We start from the raw sequence: 19221 nt of genomic DNA on the forward strand, positions 1-19221 counted from the left end.
GACATCTCTCTTTTGTTGCGTCGTTGATGAAGACATGCGTCCGAAGTTGAGGGTGAGACGGTGCGATCTGATTGAGGACAGGCTTCAGAAGAAAGGAGCACCTGGTCTCAAAAATGCCGGTAAATGTGTAGTGCGGACTGCGGCTTTTTACGTCCTGGGCTTGGCGCCAAACTGTTCAATGAGAACCTCTTTCAGCACCGCTTGGATTTCACTGGCGGGAACTCCTTTGCGGTGCATCTCGCCGATTTGAGGGTTGGCACCTTGGGAGCCGCCAATGGTGATGTTGTAGCCCTCGCCCATGCCGCCATCGGGCTGTTTGGTTTTGGTTCCGGTGAGACCAATGGCGCCCATGTAGGCCTGGCCGCAGGTGTTGGGGCAGCCCGTCCAGTGGATCTTCAGTTCCTCCGGAAGGACCAATTCACGATCCAGCGCTTCAGCAGCAGCGAGGGCTTGATCCTTGGTGTTGGTGAGGGCAAAGCTGCAGTAGCTGTTGCCGGTGCAGCTGACGGTGCCAGCGGCAATGTGGCTGGGGTTCAGGCTGAAGCGCTGCAGCAGTGGTTCCGTTTCAAAGGCCTGGAGTTGAGCGCTGCTGATGCCGGTAAAGATCACGTTTTGATCTTCCGTCAGGCGCACGCTGCCGTCGCCATGGCGCTCGGCAAGGGCGGCAATGTCTTGGAAGTCTTCGGCGAGCAGGCGTCCGACGGGAACATGGACACCGGCGTAGTGCAGGTCCTGCTGCTTCTGGGGGTGGATGCCGTAGTGGGAGCGGGGTTCAGCGTCGAAGACTGAACCTGGATCTGGGGTCAGCGGACCAAAGCGTTCTTCCACCATGGCCCGGAAAGCCTCCAGGCCAACCTCGTCGAGATACAGACGGAAGCGACCCTTTGGACGCTTGTCCCGCTCGCCGTTGTCCCTCCAGATCTTGATCACGGCTTCGGTGATCGCACAGATTTGATCTGGCTTGACCCAAGCATTCAAGGGAATGGCATAGGCATTCATCTGGGAGGAGAGGATGCCGCCGATCCAGACGCCGAAGCCCATCTCGCCGTTGCGCTCAACGGGGTGGAAGGCGATGTCGTTGTGGAGCAGGAAGTTGTCGCGTGCACCAGCGACAGCCGTATTCCACTTCCGCGGAAGGTTGGAGAACTCGGGGTTGCCCTGGTGGTTGCTCGTGAGGAAGTTTTCGAGCTCCTGGGTGTACGGGCGAGTGTCGACAATCTCCAGGGGGTCAATGCCGGCAATGGGATTTCCGGTGACGTTCCTGGGGTTGTCGAAGGCCGATTGGATGGTGGTCAGGCCAACCGCTTTGAGTTGACCCAGAATCTCTGGCAGGTCCTCCAGGAGGATGCCGCGCATTTGGATGTTTTGGCGCGTGGTGATGTCAGCGCTTCCGTTGCTGCCGTAGCGAGCCACGATGTTGCCGACGACCCGAAGCTGCTCTGCGGAGATCACCCCGTTGGGAACCCGCAGGCGCATCATGAACAGCCCTGGAGTTTTGGGTCTCCAGAACATTCCGTACCACTTCAGTCGAAGCTGAAGATCCGTCTCATCGACGTTCTCCCATCCAAGTTTGGCGAACGTCTCGATTTCGCTGCCGACGAGTAGGCCGTCTTTGTCAGCTTTGTTCTGCTCAATCTTATTGAGCTTCTTACCTTCGAGCCAGCTCGGTAGTGCGCTGGGTATCTCGTTTGCGTTGGACATCGTTGGCGTCGCCACCATGGGAAATCGGTTCAGATGAAGTCAGCAACTGAGCCGTTTCCAAAACAAAGAACGACTAGTGGGTGGAATCAAATCATTCGCCCTCTGCACTGCTTTGTCGCCGTTGTTACGGATCGACGCCGTCCAAGGGGAGTGGTGAAAAGGGTGTCAACGGATACCTAAAGGGGCCCCATCTTCCGGGTTGATGGTCACGCTCTTCGGCCCCGCGCAGCTCAGTATTGGCGTCCGATTTCGCCCAGCATTCGCGTCGCTCCACTGCGAATCATTTGCCAGACCTTGCCCATGGCGGCGAAGTCGGCATCGAGTTCGCGCCTCCACTGCGGGGTGGGCTGCATCTCCCGGTAGCGGGGGCGTCCGTAGCTGCTCTGGGGCCTGCGGCGGGAGCTGGGCAAGGGGCGGGCGGCTGGCATCGTGTTCCTATGAATCCGGTGGATCTGACTCCATCAGCAGGCCCGGGCTGCTGGCGGTGGCCGTTGCTACCGAAGCCCTCCGCTGCTCGGCAGTCGCCCTTGCTCTTGGTGGTCCACGGCCACGCCGGTGGGCAGATTCCCCAGGTCATCACTGAGCTGCTGAACGATCTCGCCCAGGCCCGTCAGGCTCCGGTTTGGTTGCAAGCCCTCACGGCTGATCCTTTGGAGCTGCCCCAGGGGCAATCGCTGCTGTTGGTGCCCCTGCTGCTGACGCCCGGCAGCCATGCCCGCAGTGATGTCCCGGGGATCCGTGATCGGCTGCGCCGAGAAGGGCATCAGGTGTGCACGCTTCCTTTCCTCGGGGCCTGGGGCCCCTGGTTGGAGCATTTGCGCGCGCTGAATGCTCCGGCTGTGTTGCACCATCCCCTTCGGCCAGGGGTGGCGGATCGCTACCTCTCGGCCCTGAGCCGCTACCTGGGGGTGCCCTGCTTAAGTGCAGACCGAAGCGCCCCGAGCGATGCGGCGGCATTGCCCTTGGCCCTTGCGCCCAATCGGATGACGGCCCACCTACGGACGGACGTCTCCCCCTGTCTGGCGCTGCTGGAGCGTCCGGCAACCCGTCAGTTCTTGTTCAACCTCCTGCTCGATCTGCCATGACCGCTGACGTTGCCGGCAAGGTGTATCTGGTGGGGGCTGGTCCCGGTGATCCCGACCTCCTGACGGTCAAGGCCCAGCGTTTGCTCAGCCAGTGCGATGCCCTGGTCTATGACTCACTGGTGCCGCGCGAGGTCTTGGCCTTGGTGCCGGACGGTGCCGAGCAGCACTTCGTTGGGAAGCGCCGGGGCCATCACTCTGTGCCCCAACCCAGCACCAATGCCGTGCTGGTGGAGATGGCCAAGCGCCATCGCTGCGTGGTGCGCCTGAAGGGTGGGGATCCCTTTCTCTTTGGTCGTGGCGGTGAGGAGGCAGCCCACCTCGAGCGTCATGGGATCGCCGTTGAGGTGGTTCCCGGGGTGACGGCTGGGATCGCCGCCCCTGCCTATGTCGGCATTCCCGTGACCCACCGCCGTGCCGGCAGTTCAGTCACCTTCGTGACCGGTCACGAGGAGATTGATAAGCGTCGTCCTGGGGTGGATTGGCGCGGCTTAGCCCGCAGCAGTGATGGCCTGGTGATCTACATGGGCCTGCACAACCTGCCCCATATCTGTGAGGAGTTGATTGCCGGCGGCCTGGACGCCTCGACCCCTGCTGCTGCGGTGCAGCAAGGCACGGTGCGGGGGCAGAAGGCGGTGGTCTCCACCTTGGGTGGTTTGGCTGCAGCCGTTCAGGAGGCGGAGCTGGCCTCCCCGTCCATCGTGGTGATTGGCGATGTCGTCAGTCAGCGCGTTGAAAGCTGCGCCCCTGAGCCGGCCCTCGTGGAGATGCCGATTCCGCTCAAATAGGGCTGAGGGCGTCCCAGGTGCAGGGTTCGCAGGGACCATCCGCGAGGTGCTTGGCGCACCTGGGCGGAGAGCCACTGCTGATCCCGTTCCTTGAGGGCTGCTCGATCGCTTAGGTCTTCGCCGCCATAGAGCAGGTTGATGATCCGATCTGGGTCAAGCTCCAGTTCCGCCACCTCATTCCAGAGGCCTTGGCTGGCCTGGGCATCGGCCCGGCCGATCTGTGCCTCGGCGAGGGACTGGGCCAACAAGATCACCAGGGCCTGTTCTTTGCGGGCAGAAAAGCTGTCACTGCTGATCCCGGCGCGGCCCGGGCGGTCAGTGCAGCTGCTGGAGGGGGCTGTCATCGCAACCTTCCAAGGGTTGGACTAACGCTAATCAGGGTTGGGCCAGTTGCCTTCTGGTCGTTAAGCCTCGGCGCGCCAATTGGGCAGCCCGAGGGAGTCCCGTTGGCTGAAGCGCTCGCAAACGGCATAGGCCGCGGGGAGGTTGGCGACCCGCTCCCAGCTTCCGTCGCTGTCGTTGTGGTTCACGACATAGCCGCCGCCCCCGTCACGGGCGATCCGGCAGCCATCACCGGTGAGTCCGACGAGATGCAGATGGTCGCCCATGAATCCGACTGCTGACTGGGTGATTTCTAAGGCCGGTGAATGTCTCCCAGCTCTGTGTTCGTTTCCCCACGCAATCAAACGTGAGCCTTTGGAAGGCAAACAAAACAGCGCTTCACGTTTTCTTTGGGATCGTCCCTGATTGCACCTTGATTTCTAGTTTTTGTAGGTGAATGTGCCTAGCTCATGGCGTGCTTGAGCCGTTCGCCAGTGATCCCCGGTCTCGACCCATGTCAGCAACTGGCCATCGACAGCGGCGGCCGGTTAATTGATCTGGACCTGGGCTTCGCTCGAGACCTGCGGCAGGCGGGATCGCACAGCGAAGGGGAAAACGGCCAAGGAGAAGGCGCTGGCCAGAGCGATCTGTGTCAGTTCGCCGCCGGGAATCAGGCGATTGGAGCCGCTCAGCTCGGCAATCAGCAGCAGGCCGATTAAGTAGCCAAACCACCAACGGCCATGCGTCCCATCGAGCGGTCGGCCTTGCCATCGGTTGACTCCCGTAAAGATCAGGGCCGGAACCAGGACGAGGCTGATGGCGCCTTCAACGGCTGTGCGTCCGCACCAGAGCACAGCCCAGCTGGCGGCCATGAAGGTCAGCGGACAGACCAGTGCGGCAGCAGGAAGCGCAAAGGCGCGATGGGCAGTCGGGAGCTGCTGACGGAGGGCCAGCAGGCTGACGGGCCCAACGGCCAAGGCAATCACCAAGCAGGCGGTCAGGAAGCTCACGATCTGCTGCCAGCTGGGGCCAAGCAGCAGCATCACAACGCCAATCACCAAGCTCAGGATGAGTGCTGTGCTGGGCACGGCTTGGCGGTTGAGATGCTCCAGCCGTCTGGGCAACAGACGCAGGCTGCCCATCATCCAGGCCACCCGGCCGGAGAGCCCCAAGTAGGTCATGGCGGTCGCTCCCGGGGAGATCACCGCATCACTCAGCAGCAACCCCACGACCCAGCTCAGACCGAGTCCCATGGCGATCGCCGCCAGGGGGCCGCCGTGGGCGCTCAGCTGCAGTGCTCCCCAGCCCGCGCCCAGGCTGCTGTGGGGCACCGCCACGAGAAAGGCCAGCTGCAGCGCCAGATAGATGGCGATGGAGAGCCCCAGTCCAAGGCCCATGGCCAGGGGCACGGTGCGTTGGGGGTCTCGGGCTTCACCCGCCAAATCCATGGCGGTGCGAAATCCCAGCAGGCTGAAGAGGATGCCGCCACTGCTGATGGCATGAACAATGCCCGGCAGCCAGTTCTCCCCTGCGCCGGGTGCTCCCACGGTCACCAGCAGATTGCTCCAGTCCGATGCGCTGAGCATCAGGACGGCCGAAATCAGGAGGGGGATGACCAGCTTCCAGCTGGTCAGGGTGTCAATCCAGCGGGCCAGGGTGCGCACCCCCGCCAAGTTCACCCAGGTCATCAGCACCAGCAGCAGAGCGGCGAAGGCCATGCCCCAGGGACTGAGCACCTGGCCTTGGCCGCCATCGAGGGTGAGCCAGGGCAGGTCGCTTGCCAGGTACTCGATCATCGCCAGCACCTCAATGGTGGGAAGGGCCAGGTAGGCCACCCAGGCGCACCATCCGCCGATGAACCCGGCCAGGCGGCCATGGCTGAGCATGGGGATCTGCGCCAGGGCGCCGGAGCTGGGCACCAGTGCCCCGAGTTCGGCGAAGACCATGGCCAGGCCAAAGGCCAGCACTCCGCCCAGGAGCCAAGCGATCAGGCTCGCGGCCCCGGCGCTGCGGGCGGCATAGAAGGGTGCGAACAGCCAGCCCGAGCCGATGGTGCCGCTCACCACCGCCAGGGTCAGGCTGCGCAGGCCGAGGCTGCGCGACAGGGCCATTCGGGGTGTTTCCTGCAGTGCTTTCCATCCTGGTCAGCTCTGGCTAGAGCGAAACCAGTGATCGTTCTTTTCGATGTCGGCTTTCATGCGTGCTGGAGTCACCGCCTTGATCGGCGCTGGTGCCCTCATGGCGTCTGCCCCGGCTTTGGCCTCCTGTCAGTTCCTCGCCCCCGTGGGCGGGAATGGCCAGAGCAACATCGTCACCAAGACCATCAGCCTGGGCAGCCCCTTGCCCTTCAGCCGCCCGAACTGGAACACCGATTTCTTCGTTAACCAGCCCTACAGCAGCTACAAGCTGTTCTTCACCGCCAACTCCTCGGTGAGCGCGACGTATCCGATTCAGGCCTACCTGAAGTTCACCGATGGCTCCAATCTCCAGGTCGTCAATGACTCCTATGCCCCCAATGTCGGCACCGGCCGTCAGTGGACCGTTCGTGCTGTTCCCGGCAAAACGGTGAACCAGGTGAACTTCAAGATCGGCGCCAGCGGCGATCAGGCGGCCACGGGCTTCACCTACCGGATCTCCGTCCAGGGCTGCAATTAGAGCAGGAAGTAGCGCTGCGCCATCGGCAGCACCTCGGCGGGTTCGCAGCTGAGGAGTTCGCCGTTGGCAAAGACCTCGTAGGTCTGGGGGTCCACCTCCACCTTGGGCAGGGCGGTGTTGTTTTTCATCGCCGCCTTGCTGATCCCACTGCGGGTATTGAGCACCGGGACGCAGGAGCGTTCCAGTCCCAGTCTCCGGGGTACGTCGTTGTCCAGGGCCGCTTGACTCACGAAGGTGAGGCAACTGGGGGCCAAGGCTTTCCCGAAGGCGGCAAACATGGGCCGTCCATGGACGGGGCCAGGGGTGGGGATGGAGGCGTTGGCGTCGCCCATCTGGGCCCAGACGATGGAGCCCCCCTTGATCACGAGCTCTGGTTTCACCCCAAAGAAGCCGGGCTTCCACAGCACCAGATCCGCCAACTTGCCCACTTCCACAGAGCCCACCTGCTGATCGAGGCCATGGGCGATGGCAGGGTTGATGGTGGTCTTGGCGATGTAGCGCTTCAGGCGGGTGTTGTCGTTGCGGCCGCTGTCCTCGGGGAGTGCGCCCCGTTGCACCTTCATCTTGTGGGCCGTCTGGAAGGTGCGGGTGATCACCTCACCGACGCGGCCCATGGCCTGGGAGTCGCTGGCGATGATTGAGAAGGCGCCGATGTCGTGAAGGATGTCCTCGGCGGCGATGGTCTCGCGGCGGATGCGCGACTCGGCGAAGGCCACATCCTCCGGAATCTTCGGATCGAGGTGGTGGCACACCATCAGCATGTCGAGGTGCTCCTCGAGCGTGTTGCGGGTGTAGGGGCGCGTCGGGTTCGTGCTGCTCGGCAGGACGTTGGCTTCGCCGCAGATTTTGATGATGTCGGGGGCGTGACCACCACCGGCCCCTTCGGTGTGGAAGGTGTGGATCGTGCGGCCGCCGATGGCTCGGATCGTGTCCTCGACAAAGCCCGCTTCATTGAGGGTGTCGCTGTGGATACAGACCTGCACATCCATCCGATCGGCAACGCTCAAGCAGCAGTCGATGGCCGCCGGAGTGGTGCCCCAGTCCTCATGCAGCTTGAGCCCGCAAGCGCCGGCCTGGACCTGCTCCTCAATCGCCTCTGGGGTGGAGGCGTTGCCCTTGCCAAAGAAGCCCAGGTTGACCGGCAGCCCCTCAGCGGCCTGCAACATCCGGCTGATGTGGAAGGCCCCGGGGGTGCAGGTGGTGGCGTTGGTTCCCGTCGCCGGGCCGGTACCGCCGCCGAGCAAGGTGGTCACCCCACTGGCCAAGGCCGTTTCGATCTGCTGGGGGCAGATGAAGTGAATGTGGGTGTCGATCGAGCCCGCGGTGAGGATGTGTCCCTCCCCGGCGATGGCTTCGGTGCCTGGGCCCACGACGATGTCGACCCCTGCCTGGGTATCCGGGTTGCCCGCTTTGCCAACGCCGCAGATGCGGCCATCGCGAATGCCGATGTCGGCTTTGACGATGCCCCACCAGTCGAGGATCAGGGCATTGGTGATCACTGTGTCCACCGCTCCGGCTGCCCGCGTGGTCTGGGCTTGCCCCATGCCATCGCGGATGACCTTGCCGCCGCCGAATTTCACTTCATCGCCGTAGACGGTGAGGTCCCGTTCCACCTCAAGGATCAGCTCTGTGTCCGCCAGGCGTAGGCGATCGCCGGTGGTGGGGCCGTAGGTCTCGGCGTACTGACGGCGGGAAATCCGGTATGGCATGGGGTGTCCGTTCAGTCGAGGGGGCCGTTGATCAGGCCGTTGAAGCCAAAGACGCGTCGTCCGCCTGCGAAGGGAATCAGCTGCACTTCCCGGCTGTCGCCAGGCTCAAAGCGGATCGCCGTGCCCGCAGGAATGTCGAGCCGTTGTCCCCGGGTGGCCTCGCGGTCGAACTGCAGGGCGGCATTGGCCTCAAAGAAGTGGAAGTGGGAGCCCACCTGAACGGGGCGATCTCCGGTGTTTGCCACCAGCACCGTGGTGATGGGGCGTCCGCTGTTGAGTTCCAGCTCCCCTGGTTCGGGAATCAGTTCGCCGGGAATGAGTGCAGCCATGGCCGATCAGCGAATGGGGTCATGCAGGGTCACGAGCTTGGTGCCGTCGGGAAACACCGCCTCGATCTGGACTTCGTGGACCAGCTCAGGGATGCCCTCCATCACCTGATCTCGGCTCAGCCAGGTGGTTCCCTCGGCCATGAGTTCCGCCACGGTTTTTCCGTCCCGGGCCCCTTCGAGCACGAGGAAACTCAGCCAGGCCACCGCCTCGGGATGGTTGAGCTTGAGGCCGCGGTTCAACCGGCGTTCGGCCAAAAGGGCCGCGGTGACGATCAGGAGCTTGTCCTTCTCCTGAGGGGTCAGATGCATGGCGGGGCAGGAGCCTGATCCAGCTGATCAGAGGGGCTCACTCTGGTTCCGCCCTGGACCGTTCTCTGTTCAGGCTGAACACTCAGCCCCCTGCGCCAAGGGGTTTTCCTGAAAGGGCCAGACCCGGGGAAGTTCCGGCTGGGCTTGCCCTTGCGCTGAGCGAAGTAAGGCCCAGATGCGGCAAAACCAGAACCGGGCGGCTTGGCTGGAGGGGCCGCGATAGCGGGCTACCAGGCCCTGCTCGAGGGCGCCGCAGGCCATGGTTCCTTCGAGACCAGCGCGCTGCTGGCGGCAGGTATCAAGGAGTTCCTCCATGGCGGCTGGGGGGAGTGGGTCCCCGGCGATCCAGGCCAGGGAGCCGAAGACCGGCTGGGCTGCCATGCCATGTTCCCCCGTCAGCGCTGCATCCTTGAGCTCCAGGCGATCGACCAATTCCCAGCGTCCGCCGTTGGCTCCGCTGCGGTGGATCTCCAGGGCGGAACGCCAGCAGCCCTGCTCGAGGGACTCCCCCGCGGCGGTTCGCCCCAGGCGCACGACCTCCGCTCCGAGGAAGCTGGCACCCGGTTCCAGCTCGATACGGCAGGTCTGCTCGAACAGGCCATTGGCGTAGAGCACCAGCTCCTGCGGAAGCCATTCGAGTTGGCTGCCCTGTTTGAGTTCAAACCTCAAGGCCTGCCGAGCCCAGCGTCCCTGCGGTTGTTGGCGGGAGCGTCCAACGCTTCCGTAGACCTTCTGGGCTGCGACGCTGGTGAGTAGGGCCTGGCTCTGGGGTGCGAGCTGGGCGCTGATCTCGAGTTCGTCACCACCGACCAAGCCCCCGGCGGTGTGCAGGATCGGCAGCTCGCAGTGGCCACTGCTCTGCCACTGGGCGCGCTGCAATTTGAGCGGGGAGCTGGCCTGTCCTTGGTGAATGGTCCGTTCGCCCCCCGCAGAGCCCCTTCGCTCGAACTGGAGCGCGACACGTCCCCTCCAGGTGGATTGCGACTCAGCCATGGCCGCATACTCCGGTCCCGCCGGTCCAGCTTTGGTAGCAATCGCCACAAAGGTCCAGTGCGGTGGCTCGTCAGGGTGATGGCCCTCGGGTCGCCTCAGGTGGAGCAGGGTTCAGCGATCGTGTTGGTGGAGCGCCGCCCCAAGGGTGTGCTGCCGGAGCTCGGCCCCAAGGCGTTGACCTTGGCGTTGACGGCGGATGAGCGCACCAGCCTGCGGGGCCATCGCCGCAGTCGCTGCGGGCGGGATCTGGTGCTGCAGCTTCCCCGGGGCGCTGCCCTGCAGCCCGGTGATCAGCTGCTGAGTGACGACGGCTGTTGGCAGGTTCTGGTGGAGGCGGCACCGGAGCCGGTGATGCAGGTGCGCAGCGCTGAGCCCCTGGCTCTGCTGCAGGCTGCTTATCACCTGGGTAATCGCCACGTGGCGATGGAGCTGCACCCCGACCGCTTGGTTCTGTTGCAGGACAGCGTGTTGGCGGAGCTGCTGCGCCAAAGGCAGCTGCAGGTGGACTGTCTGGATGCTCCATTTCAGCCCGAGGCCGGTGCCTATGCGGGCGTTCCCCATGCCCACTCCCATGGCTGATCGGCAACTGGCGCGGCTCAGGCTCTATCAACTGGTGAGTCCGGCCTTGCCGGTGGGGGCCTTCAGTTATTCCGAGGGTCTTGAGGTCTTGGTTCAGGCCGGTCAGGTCACCTCCGAGCAGGCGATGGAGGATTGGCTCAGCGCTGAGTTGCGGCGTGGTGGGGTGGCGATTGAGGCCGCAGCGCTCGCGCCCTTGATGGCGTTCATGCGCGCCTGGAAAGACGGTGAGCCGCAGGCGGAGCAGGAGCTGCGCAGCCTTGATCAGTGGTTGCTGGTGCAGCGGGAATCAGCGGAGCTGCGGGCTCAGCAGCGGCAGATGGGGCGTTCGCTCCTGCAGTTGTTGGCGGATCTGGGCTGGCCCTTGCCCCGAGCCGGAACGTTGTTGGCCTGGCCGGCGGCCTATGCCTGGGCCTGCGCGGTTTTGGAGTTGGACTCCCCGGAGGTGGAGGAGGCCTACCTCTATTCCTGGGTCTCCAACCAGCTCAGTGCAGCGGTGCGCTTGGTGCCTCTTGGGCCAACCCAGGCCCAGCGGCTGCAGTTGAGGCTCGCTCCGCTGCTCGCTCAGCGGGCTCAGGAGCTGGCGTCGATGGATCCAGGGCAGCAGTGGAATGGCGGCGTCGGTGCGGGGCTGGCCCAGCTGCGCCACGCAGAGCTCTACTCCCGCCTGTTCCGCAGTTGAGCTGAGCACAATGCTGAGAATGAATTGGCGAAGGAGATGACCACCAGTCGTCTGCGGGTTGGTGTGGCTGGGCCCGTGGGCTCGGGTAAGACCGCCCTCGTCGAGGCCCTCTGCCGGCGCCTTCGCGATCGGTTGGAGCTGGCGGTGGTCACCAACGACATCTATACCCAGGAGGACGCCCAGTTCCTGACCCGCGCTGGCGCACTGGAGCCCGGCCGCATTCGCGGTGTGGAAACCGGGGGCTGTCCCCACACGGCGATCCGGGAGGACTGCTCGATCAATCGAGCTGCCGTCGCGGACCTCGAGGCGGCCTACCCGAATCTCGATCTGGTGTTGGTCGAGAGCGGCGGCGACAACTTGGCGGCGAGTTTCAGTCCGGAGTTGGTGGACCTCTGCATCTACGTCATTGACGTGGCCGCCGGCGACAAGATTCCGCGCAAGGGAGGGCCCGGCATCACCCGCTCGGACCTGCTGGTGATCAACAAGATCGATTTGGCTCCGATGGTGGGGGCCAGCCTGGAGGTCATGGAGCGTGACACCGAGCGGATGCGCTCGGGCCGGAGCTGGTGCTTCACCAACCTCCACAGCGGCGAGGGCCTCGAGCAGGTCGAGGCGTTTTTGCTGCAACAGCTACCGAAGTAGCCGCCGATTGGTGGCCGTTGATACGGCGCAAAGGGTGGTGAATCCTCAGGAGAATTGCCGCGAGTCTGATCAGTCTCGCAATTGCCGATTCGGTGCTTGTTGCTACTCGTGAGCGCCTGCCTCGATCAATACATTCCTTGAACCGCTGAACGACGGCGGCGGCCTTCATTGATTCAAAGTTATGGCATCTCCTTTGATGCGAAAGTCTTCGTTGCGTCTGCTGACCGGTGCAACGGCTCTCGCCACCTCTGTGAGTCTGGTGGCTTGTGGTGGTGGTGATTCTGCCTCCAATGTTCAGTACGACGACACGGTTAAGGTCGGGATTCTTCACTCCTTGACCGGCACAATGGCGATCTCGGAGTCCACCCTGGTGGACACTGAGAAGATGGCTATTGATGAGATTAATGCCGCCGGTGGTGTCACCGTTGATGGCAAGAAATACAAGATTGAATACATCGTTGAAGACGGCGCTTCCGACTGGCCGACCTTCGCTGAGAAGTCCAAAAAGCTGATCGATCAGGACAAGGTGCCTGTGGTCTTCGGTGGTTGGACGTCAGCAAGCCGAAAGGCGATGTTGCCGGTCTACGAGTCGAAGGACGCGTTCCTCTACTACCCGATTCAGTACGAAGGTCAGGAGTGTTCCAAGAACATCTTCTACACCGGTGCAACTCCGAACCAGCAGTCGGAGCCTGCAACTGAGTTCATGTTCAAGAAGTCGCCTGCCGCTGGCAAGCCCTTCTTCCTGGTGGGATCCGACTACGTCTTCCCCCGCACCTCCAACACCATCACCAAGCAGCAGCTCAAGTCCCTGGGCGGCAAGGTGGTTGGCGAGGACTACCTGCCCCTGGGTAACACCGAGGTGGCTCCGATCATCGCCAAGATCAAAAAGGCGATGCCCAACGGCGGTGTGATCATCAACACCCTCAATGGTGACCAGAACGTTGCCTTCTTCAAGCAGATCCAGGACGCCGGTCTGACCCCGGCGAATGGCTACTACGTGATGAGCTACTCCATCGCGGAAGAAGAGATCAGCACCATTGGACCTGAGTTCCTTGAGGGCCACTACGGCGCCTGGAACTACATGATGTCGATCGATACCCCGGCATCGAAGAAGTTCGCCGCTGACTTCAAGAAGAAGTACGGCAGCAATCGCATGGTCGCTGACCCGCAGGAGTCGGCTTACAACATGGTCTACCTCTGGAAGGCCGCCGTTGAGAAGGCCAACAGCTTCGATGACGACAAGGTGCGCGAAGCCCTGATTGGTATCGAATTCGATGCGCCCCAGGGCAAGGTCAAGGTGATGCCGAACCACCACCTCTCCCAGACCGTGCGCATCGGTGAGATCACCAAGGACGGTCAGTTCAAGATCCTCCAGTCCACCAATGGTCCTGTGGCTCCCCAGGCCTGGAACCAGTACGAGCCCAGCTCCAAGGGCTACGCCTGCGACTGGACGGACGCCAAGAAGGGTGAGCGCTACAAGCTCTGATCGCCCTTTCCGGTTGCTCTGACTGATGGAGGAGTCCTTCCGGGGGCTCCTCTTTTTCTGCTTTCTCCCTTGCTGCCCCGCTTCGGATTTCCGTGCAATTGCTGTTTGAAAGCCTCTTCAACGGAGTGGCCATCGGCTCGGTCTTGCTGATGGCCGCCCTTGGATTGGCGATTGTGTTCGGCTTGATGGGGGTGATCAACCTCGCCCATGGCGAGCTGATCATGCTCGGCGCCTACACGACCTACGTCGTGCAGCTGATCTTCAAGCTGCCGGCCTTTGAGCCCGTCTACAACCTCTATGTCTTGGTGGCGATTCCGCTGGCCTTCGTGGTGAGCGGCGTTGTCGGAATCCTGCTGGAGCGCACGGTCATTCGCCGTCTCTACGGCAATCCCCTGGAGACCCTGCTGGCGACCTGGGGCGTGAGCCTGATCCTCCAGCAGTTTGTGCGCAGTGTTCCGCTGGCGACGGCTGCTGGAGTGGTTCTCGCCTTGGTGGTGGGCTTCAGCTTGCCGCTGCTCTTGCCGGCCCCCCTGCTCGAAGGCCCGCGGGCGCGGCTGGTGCGTGCCGGCTGCTGGGCTACCTCGGCGCTTGCCGGGGTGCTGTTGGCCGGTGGACTGGCCTCCCAGATCTCGCGGATTGCCCGGGCGACCTCCCGCAACGTTGATGTGACTGCGCCCCAATGGATGCGCGGCGGCCTGGAGTGGGCCGATCTCACCCTGCCGGTGCCCCGATTGGTGATCATCGCGATGACGGTGGTTTCTGTTCTGGGCGTCACCCTGTTCCTCAACCGCAGCGTTTGGGGAACACGCATACGCGCGGTGACCCAGAACCGCACGATGAGCGACTGCCTTGGCATTCCCACCGACACGGTCGATGTCCTGACCTTTGGCATCGGCTCTGGACTGGCGGGGATCGCTGGTGTGGCTGTCTCGTTGTTGGGTTCGGTTGGGCCGAACGTCGGTGGTTCTTACATCGTGGGCTGCTTCATGGTTGTGGTGCTGGGCGGCGTCGGCAACCTCTTTGGCGCCGTTCTGGCGTCCTTCGCGATTGGTTGGCTGACCGATCTGATCGGCGCCGGCCGTCTGCTCAGCCTCTGGCCGGCCATGCCGTCGCCGCTGGCAGCCACGGTGAAGTTTTTTGCGACCACGAGCATGGCCCAGGTGATGGTCTTCGCCCTGATCGTGCTCTTCCTGCAATTCCGTCCCGCGGGCTTGTTCCCGCAGAAGGGACGCATGGTGGAGGCCTGAACCAATGTTTGTACGCCTTCAACAGTCCCGCTGGCCAAAGCTGCTGCTTTGGGTGGTGATCATCGCTGCGATCGTCGCGGCTCCGGCGGTCCTTCCCGTCTTTCGACTCAACCTGCTGGGACGCTTTCTCTCCTTGGCGATCGTCGCCCTGGGCATCGATCTGATTTGGGGCTTCACGGGGTTGCTCAGCCTTGGGCAGGGCATCTTCTTTGCCTTGGGGGGCTATGCGGCCGCCATGTATCTGCAGCTGAATAGTTCAGCGGGTTTCCCCAATGGGATTCCGGAGTTCTTCGGTCTCTACGGCGTGAAGCAACTCCCGGCGTTCTGGGTTCCGTTCCATTCGCCCCTGTTCACCCTTGTGGCGATCTGGCTCATCCCCGCGGTGTTGGCCGCTGTTCTGGGGAACCTGGTTTTCCGCAACCGCATTAAAGGGGTCTACTTCTCGATCCTGACCCAGGCGGCCCTGCTGGTCTTTTTCAACTTCTTCAACGGCCAGCAGAAATTGATCAATGGCACCAACGGTCTCAAGACCGATGTGACCCAGCTGTTTGGTCAGATGGTGGGTTCACCAGAGATGCAGCGCGGCTTCTTCTGGTTCACCGCCTTGATGGTGATTGCGGCCTGGGCCTTTGTGCGCTGGGTGGTTCGTGGCCGCTTTGGCGATGTGTTGATCGCCATTCGCGATGACGAGCCCCGGCTGCGCTTTGCGGGGTTCAACCCCACCTTGTTCAAGACGATCGTCTTCGCGATTGCCGGTGGTCTGGCCGGCATCGGCGGAGCGCTCTACACGGTGCAATCGGGCATCGTTTCGCCTCAGTACATGACCGTTCCCTTCTCGATCGAGATGGTGATTTGGGTCGCCGTTGGCGGACGGGGAACCTTGGTGGGGGCGATCTTGGGTGCCGTGGCGATCAACTACGCCAAGAGCCTCGTGAGTGAAGCCATGCCCCAGAGCTGGCTGTTCATCCAGGGCGGTCTGTTCATCCTTGTGGTCACCGCTCTGCCGGAGGGTGTGATCGGTTGGTGGCGTAGCGACGGCCCCCGCAACCTGCTCTCGCGCCTGGGCATCGCCCGGCGCATGGGGACCTACCCGCAACTGGAACTGGAAGGACAAGAGGAGGTTCAGCCATGAGTGCACCGTTGCTTGAGCTGAGCCAGATCACCGTCAGCTTTGACGGCTTTCTGGCCCTGCGCGATCTAAATCTCAGCCTCCAGCCCGGGGAGCTGCGGGCGGTGATCGGCCCGAATGGGGCCGGCAAGACCACCTTCTTGGATGTGATTACCGGCAAGACCGCTCCGACGGAGGGGGATGTGGTGTTCAAGGGCCGCTCCTTGGTGGGCCGCGCGGAGCACCGCATTGCCCGGTTGGGGATTGGTCGTAAGTTCCAAAGCCCGCGGGTGTTTGAGAAGCTCAGCGTTCAGGAGAATTTGGCCTTAGCGGTCAGCCGGCCGAAGCAGCCCTGGCCCCTGCTGTTTGGCGGTCTCGGTTCAGGGGAGCGCGATCGGGTTCAACACCTGATGGGCATCGTCAACCTGCAGAGCCGCGCCGATTGGCAGGCCGGAGCGCTCTCCCATGGCCAGAAGCAATGGCTGGAGATCGCGATGCTGGTGGGACAGGACCCCGATCTGCTGCTGGTGGATGAACCGGTGGCGGGCCTGACCGATGAGGAGACCGACCTGACGGCCGATTTGCTCAAGTCCCTCGCTGGTGATCACACCGTGCTGGTGATCGAGCACGACATGGAGTTCATCCGCCGCTTGGAGAGTCCCGTGACGGTGCTGCACCAGGGCCACGTCCTCTGCGAGGGAACGATGGATCAGGTGCAGGACGATCCCCGGGTGATTGAGGTCTATCTCGGAACATCAGAGGAGGAACACCCATGACCGCCCTGCTGGAGATCCGCGGGCTGAACACCTATTACGGCGAGAGCCACATCCTGCGCGATGTCGATCTCACCGTGAATGCCGGGGAGATGGTCTGCCTGATTGGCCGCAATGGGGTGGGAAAAACCACCCTGCTGAAGTCGTTGATCGGTTTGCTGCGGGCCCGTCAGGGCACGATCGTGTTCAACGGTGCGGCCCTGGACCGCCAGGCTCCCCACCAACGGGCGCGCGCTGGTGTGGGCTACGTCCCCCAGGGGCGCGAGATCATTCCGCAGCTGACGGTTGAGGAGAACCTGATGCTCGGCATGGAGGCCCTCCCCGGCGGATTGGCCCGCCACCGCCGCATTGATCCCTTCGTCTATGAGTTGTTCCCGATCCTGAGGGAGTTTTTACCCCGCAAGGGCGGGGACCTGAGCGGCGGTCAACAGCAGCAGTTGGCGATTGCCCGTGCCCTGCTGGGTCAGCCCAAGCTCCTGCTGTTGGACGAGCCCACCGAAGGGATTCAGCCCAACATCGTGCAGGACATTGAGTCCGCGGTGCGCCGGATCATTGCTGAGACCGGCATCGGTGTTCTGCTCGTCGAGCAGCACCTGCACTTCGTTCGCCAGGCCGATCGCTACTACGCGATGCAACGGGGGGGCATCGTGGCCAGCGGTCCCACCGGTGAGCTCAGTCAGGACGTAGTCAATCGCTTCCTCAGCGTCTGAGCTCAGTCCGCCAGAAGTGGATCAAAGAGCGCTCTGACCTCTTCCAAGCTGAGGGGAGTCAGAGCGGCTCCATCCACGCTGGTGATGGGCCTGCAGCTGAGGCTGTTGATCAGCAGCCAACGGTCGCCGTCTTGGGGTGTGGCATCCAACTGCGATTCTGTGGCTAGGCCACGCTCAAGCAGTTGCCCCCGCATGACCCCGGGGAGACAGCCGCTGCTGAGCGCGGGCGTGAGCCATTGCCCTTGACGCTGCACCAGCAGGTTGGCGGCGGTCCCGCAGCAGAGTTCACCGCTGGTGCTCAGCAGTAGGGCGTCTTCGGCTCCGGCGCCGCGGGCCTCGCGGCGGGCTTGCACCGCCTGCCCGTAGGCAAAGGTCTTGCAATGGCTCAGGCGGCTGGAGCCATTGCGCCGCTCATGGCGACTGATGATGACCTGAACCGGCGCAAACGTCGGGGTGTGGGCGCTGAGCTGCAGCCAGAAGCGCGGATCCAGGGCGTTTGGGCGATCCAGACCGCGGCCACCGCTGCCGGCACTCCAGTTCAGCCGCAGGGCGCCCTGGCCTGCAGGCAGGTCGCAACGCGCAATCGCTTCCTCCACCAGTGGTTGGACCACGGCCGTTTGGGGCGGTTCGGGCAGGCCCAGCAGCGCCGCACTACTGCGCCAGCGCTCAAGGTGGGGCTCCAGCAGACGGGCACGTCCGTCCAGCACCAGCACCGTTTCGAACAGGCCATCGGCGAGCAGCAGGCCGCGGTCATTCAGGGGGAGTTGCAGGGCGTTGGCTTCGCCCCAGCGCCCATCGCTCCAGACCAGGCTGTGGCCTGTCATGCCAGGGCCTCCAGCAGCGGGTTCAGCTTCCAACCCAGCTCCTCGGCTTCAGCTTTGGGATCGGAGTCGGCCACGATGCCGCAGCCCGCATGGCAGCGCAGGGTGGTGCCGTGTTGCAGCACGGTGCGGATCAAGATGCTGCTGTCGAAGCTGCCATCCCAATCCCGCCGTAGCAAGGAGCCGCAGTAGGGCCCGCGGGCCACGGGCTCGAGTTCAGCGATGCGCTGGCAGGCCCGTAACTTGGGCGCCCCTGTGATCGAGCCCCCCGGCCAGCAGGCCTCGAGCAGGTCCACCCAGTCGGCTCCGGCTTTCAGTTGCCCGGTCACCACAGAGGTGAGGTGGTGGACCTGCGCGTAACTCTCCAGTCCGACCAGTTGCGGGACTTGGATCGAGCCGCTTTGGCAGACCCGACCCAGGTCGTTGCGCAGCAGGTCCACGATCATCACGTTCTCGGCGCGGTCTTTGCTGCTGCAGACCAAGTCCGCCGCCTGGTCGGCGTCCTGCTCCGGATCGGATCTCCGCGGCCGGGTGCCTTTGATCGGCCTGGTCTCCACCTGGCCGCTGGGGCTGACCTGCAGAAAGCGCTCCGGCGAGGCGGAGATCACCGCTTCTCCGGGGGCCACGACCAGGCCGGCGAAGGGGGCGGGGCAGCGCCGCCGCAGCCGCTCAAACAGCTGCAGCGGGTCGGCGGGAGCGGGCAGCTCAGTGGAGCAGCAGGCGGTGAGGTTGGCCTGAAAGATGTCTCCGCTGGCGATCCGTTCGCGGATCTGCTGGACCCCATCGCTGAACTGCTCTGGGCTGGTCTGCCACTGCCAGTCCGCAATGGCCGCCGCTGCTGCTGGGCCGGGGCTACTGGCTGCCAGTCCTGAGGCCCAGGTGGCCATGGCTTCGAGGCGCTCTGGATCGACCCCCTCCAGCCAGAGGGTGCGCTCCTGCAGGTCAAAGCGAAAGATGGGGTCGTGGCGCGCCATCCAGAGGGTCGCCATCGCATCGGGCTTCCAGTGCGCCGCGGGTTCCACCCAGGCCGCCGCCTCGTAGCTCAGCCAGCCGCACCAGTGCCCTTCCCCGAGCTCCCGCAAGGCCGCAAACGGATCGCGGCTTTCGCTTTCCCCGGGGAGGCCGCGGCAGACGATCTGCTCGAGCGGGTCGGCGGCCAGGCTGGCCCAGCGCCCCAAGTCGCTGCCGTCCCCATCCAGCCAGATCAGCCCCTCTGGTCCAAAACGGGCGGCGAGGTGGCGGGCTAGATCAGCGGGTTCGATCCAGGGCAGCGGCGCTCTGGCCATCAC

22 protein-coding genes are annotated in these 19221 nt (G+C 63.7%); 11 read left to right on the forward strand and 11 right to left on the reverse strand.

What is annotated here, in order from left to right:
• Window positions 1-147 precede the first annotated feature (147 nt).
• Together LY254_RS08815 and LY254_RS08820 are read right to left on the reverse strand one after the other, a co-directional pair.
• Entirely contained in the window at window positions 148-1719 is a 1572-nt protein-coding gene (locus tag LY254_RS08815) for a ferredoxin--nitrite reductase (protein ID WP_010313768.1), read from the reverse strand.
• A 212-nt stretch (window positions 1720-1931) separates the two neighbouring features.
• Window positions 1932-2129, reverse strand: coding sequence for a hypothetical protein (locus LY254_RS08820; RefSeq protein WP_247476696.1), 198 nt, complete (start codon window positions 2127-2129; stop codon window positions 1932-1934).
• Window positions 2130-2237: 108 nt separating this feature from the next.
• Here LY254_RS08820 and LY254_RS08825 point away from each other — a divergent pair, with 108 nt between their 5' ends.
• Entirely contained in the window at window positions 2238-2786 is a 549-nt protein-coding gene (locus tag LY254_RS08825; protein ID WP_363155132.1) for a hypothetical protein, read from the forward strand.
• The gene (gene cobA, locus LY254_RS08830; protein ID WP_247476700.1) at window positions 2783-3571 is read left to right on the forward strand and encodes a uroporphyrinogen-III C-methyltransferase; all 789 of its coding nucleotides are present in this window, start codon (window positions 2783-2785) and stop codon (window positions 3569-3571) included. Before LY254_RS08825 ends, cobA begins: the two co-directional genes overlap by 4 nt.
• On the opposite strand, the gene LY254_RS08835 is transcribed toward cobA, so the two are convergent.
• The 3 genes from LY254_RS08835 to LY254_RS08845 form a co-directional block, all read right to left on the reverse strand.
• The gene (locus LY254_RS08835) at window positions 3508-3915 is read right to left on the reverse strand and encodes a hypothetical protein (protein ID WP_247476701.1); all 408 of its coding nucleotides are present in this window, start codon (window positions 3913-3915) and stop codon (window positions 3508-3510) included. The two genes, cobA and LY254_RS08835, sit on opposite strands and share 64 nt — an antisense overlap.
• Window positions 3916-3975: 60 nt before the next feature.
• On the reverse strand, window positions 3976-4179 hold the full coding sequence (locus LY254_RS08840; protein ID WP_010313758.1) for a hypothetical protein: 204 nt from the start codon (window positions 4177-4179) through the stop codon (window positions 3976-3978).
• Window positions 4180-4440: 261 nt separating this feature from the next.
• Window positions 4441-6003, reverse strand: a complete 1563-nt coding sequence (locus LY254_RS08845; RefSeq protein ID WP_247476703.1) for an APC family permease — start codon at window positions 6001-6003, stop codon at window positions 4441-4443.
• Between the two features lie 73 nt (window positions 6004-6076).
• Here LY254_RS08845 and LY254_RS08850 point away from each other — a divergent pair, with 73 nt between their 5' ends.
• Complete coding sequence (locus LY254_RS08850; protein WP_010313754.1) at window positions 6077-6547, forward strand: hypothetical protein; 471 nt, start codon at window positions 6077-6079, stop codon at window positions 6545-6547.
• Here LY254_RS08850 and ureC read toward each other — a convergent pair.
• From ureC to LY254_RS08870, 4 genes are all read right to left on the reverse strand, one after another.
• The gene (gene ureC / locus LY254_RS08855; protein WP_247476704.1) at window positions 6544-8256 is read right to left on the reverse strand and encodes an urease subunit alpha; all 1713 of its coding nucleotides are present in this window, start codon (window positions 8254-8256) and stop codon (window positions 6544-6546) included. The two genes, LY254_RS08850 and ureC, sit on opposite strands and share 4 nt — an antisense overlap.
• Window positions 8257-8267: 11 nt before the next feature.
• Complete coding sequence (locus LY254_RS08860; RefSeq protein WP_247476706.1) at window positions 8268-8585, reverse strand: urease subunit beta; 318 nt, start codon at window positions 8583-8585, stop codon at window positions 8268-8270.
• 6 nt (window positions 8586-8591) lie between these two features.
• The gene (locus tag LY254_RS08865) at window positions 8592-8894 is read right to left on the reverse strand and encodes an urease subunit gamma (protein WP_010313747.1); all 303 of its coding nucleotides are present in this window, start codon (window positions 8892-8894) and stop codon (window positions 8592-8594) included.
• Between the two features lie 69 nt (window positions 8895-8963).
• The gene (locus tag LY254_RS08870) at window positions 8964-9887 is read right to left on the reverse strand and encodes an urease accessory protein UreD (protein ID WP_247476707.1); all 924 of its coding nucleotides are present in this window, start codon (window positions 9885-9887) and stop codon (window positions 8964-8966) included.
• A 78-nt stretch (window positions 9888-9965) separates the two neighbouring features.
• On the opposite strand from LY254_RS08870, the gene ureE reads away from it, so the two are divergent.
• The 8 genes from ureE (at window position 9966) to urtE (ending at window position 17111) form a co-directional block, all read left to right on the forward strand.
• Complete coding sequence (gene ureE, locus LY254_RS08875) at window positions 9966-10466, forward strand: urease accessory protein UreE (protein WP_247476708.1); 501 nt, start codon at window positions 9966-9968, stop codon at window positions 10464-10466.
• Window positions 10459-11145 (forward strand): urease accessory protein UreF, encoded by a 687-nt coding sequence (locus LY254_RS08880; RefSeq protein ID WP_247476709.1) that lies wholly within the window; start codon window positions 10459-10461, stop codon window positions 11143-11145. Before ureE ends, LY254_RS08880 begins: the two co-directional genes overlap by 8 nt.
• 36 nt (window positions 11146-11181) lie before the next feature.
• A complete protein-coding gene (gene ureG / locus LY254_RS08885; RefSeq protein ID WP_029626041.1) occupies window positions 11182-11787 on the forward strand; it encodes an urease accessory protein UreG in 606 nt (201 codons plus the stop codon).
• A gap of 196 nt (window positions 11788-11983) precedes the next feature.
• The gene (urtA, locus tag LY254_RS08890; protein ID WP_247476710.1) at window positions 11984-13273 is read left to right on the forward strand and encodes an urea ABC transporter substrate-binding protein; all 1290 of its coding nucleotides are present in this window, start codon (window positions 11984-11986) and stop codon (window positions 13271-13273) included.
• 92 nt (window positions 13274-13365) lie between these two features.
• The gene (locus LY254_RS08895) at window positions 13366-14520 is read left to right on the forward strand and encodes a branched-chain amino acid ABC transporter permease (protein ID WP_247476711.1); all 1155 of its coding nucleotides are present in this window, start codon (window positions 13366-13368) and stop codon (window positions 14518-14520) included.
• 4 nt (window positions 14521-14524) lie between these two features.
• Window positions 14525-15652 (forward strand): urea ABC transporter permease subunit UrtC, encoded by a 1128-nt coding sequence (urtC, locus tag LY254_RS08900; RefSeq protein WP_247476712.1) that lies wholly within the window; start codon window positions 14525-14527, stop codon window positions 15650-15652.
• Window positions 15649-16404, forward strand: a complete 756-nt coding sequence (gene urtD / locus LY254_RS08905) for an urea ABC transporter ATP-binding protein UrtD (protein ID WP_010313730.1) — start codon at window positions 15649-15651, stop codon at window positions 16402-16404. The genes urtC and urtD overlap by 4 nt, the downstream gene beginning before the upstream one ends.
• Window positions 16401-17111 carry an urea ABC transporter ATP-binding subunit UrtE gene (urtE, locus tag LY254_RS08910; RefSeq protein ID WP_010313728.1) on the forward strand — a complete coding sequence of 237 codons (711 nt, stop codon included), beginning with the start codon at window positions 16401-16403 and terminating at the stop codon, window positions 17109-17111. Before urtD ends, urtE begins: the two co-directional genes overlap by 4 nt.
• A 2-nt stretch (window positions 17112-17113) precedes the next feature.
• Here urtE and LY254_RS08915 read toward each other — a convergent pair whose 3' ends face one another.
• Both LY254_RS08915 and LY254_RS08920 read right to left on the reverse strand, forming a co-directional pair.
• Window positions 17114-17935 carry an aminotransferase class IV gene (locus LY254_RS08915; RefSeq protein WP_247476713.1) on the reverse strand — a complete coding sequence of 274 codons (822 nt, stop codon included), beginning with the start codon at window positions 17933-17935 and terminating at the stop codon, window positions 17114-17116.
• Window positions 17932-19218, reverse strand: a complete 1287-nt coding sequence (locus LY254_RS08920) for an anthranilate synthase component I family protein (RefSeq protein WP_247476714.1) — start codon at window positions 19216-19218, stop codon at window positions 17932-17934. The genes LY254_RS08915 and LY254_RS08920 overlap by 4 nt, the downstream gene beginning before the upstream one ends.
• Between the last annotated feature and the right edge of the window lie 3 nt (window positions 19219-19221).

This window comes from Synechococcus sp. NB0720_010 (genome assembly GCF_023078835.1).
Taxonomy (GTDB): Bacteria; Cyanobacteriota; Cyanobacteriia; order PCC-6307; family Cyanobiaceae; genus Vulcanococcus.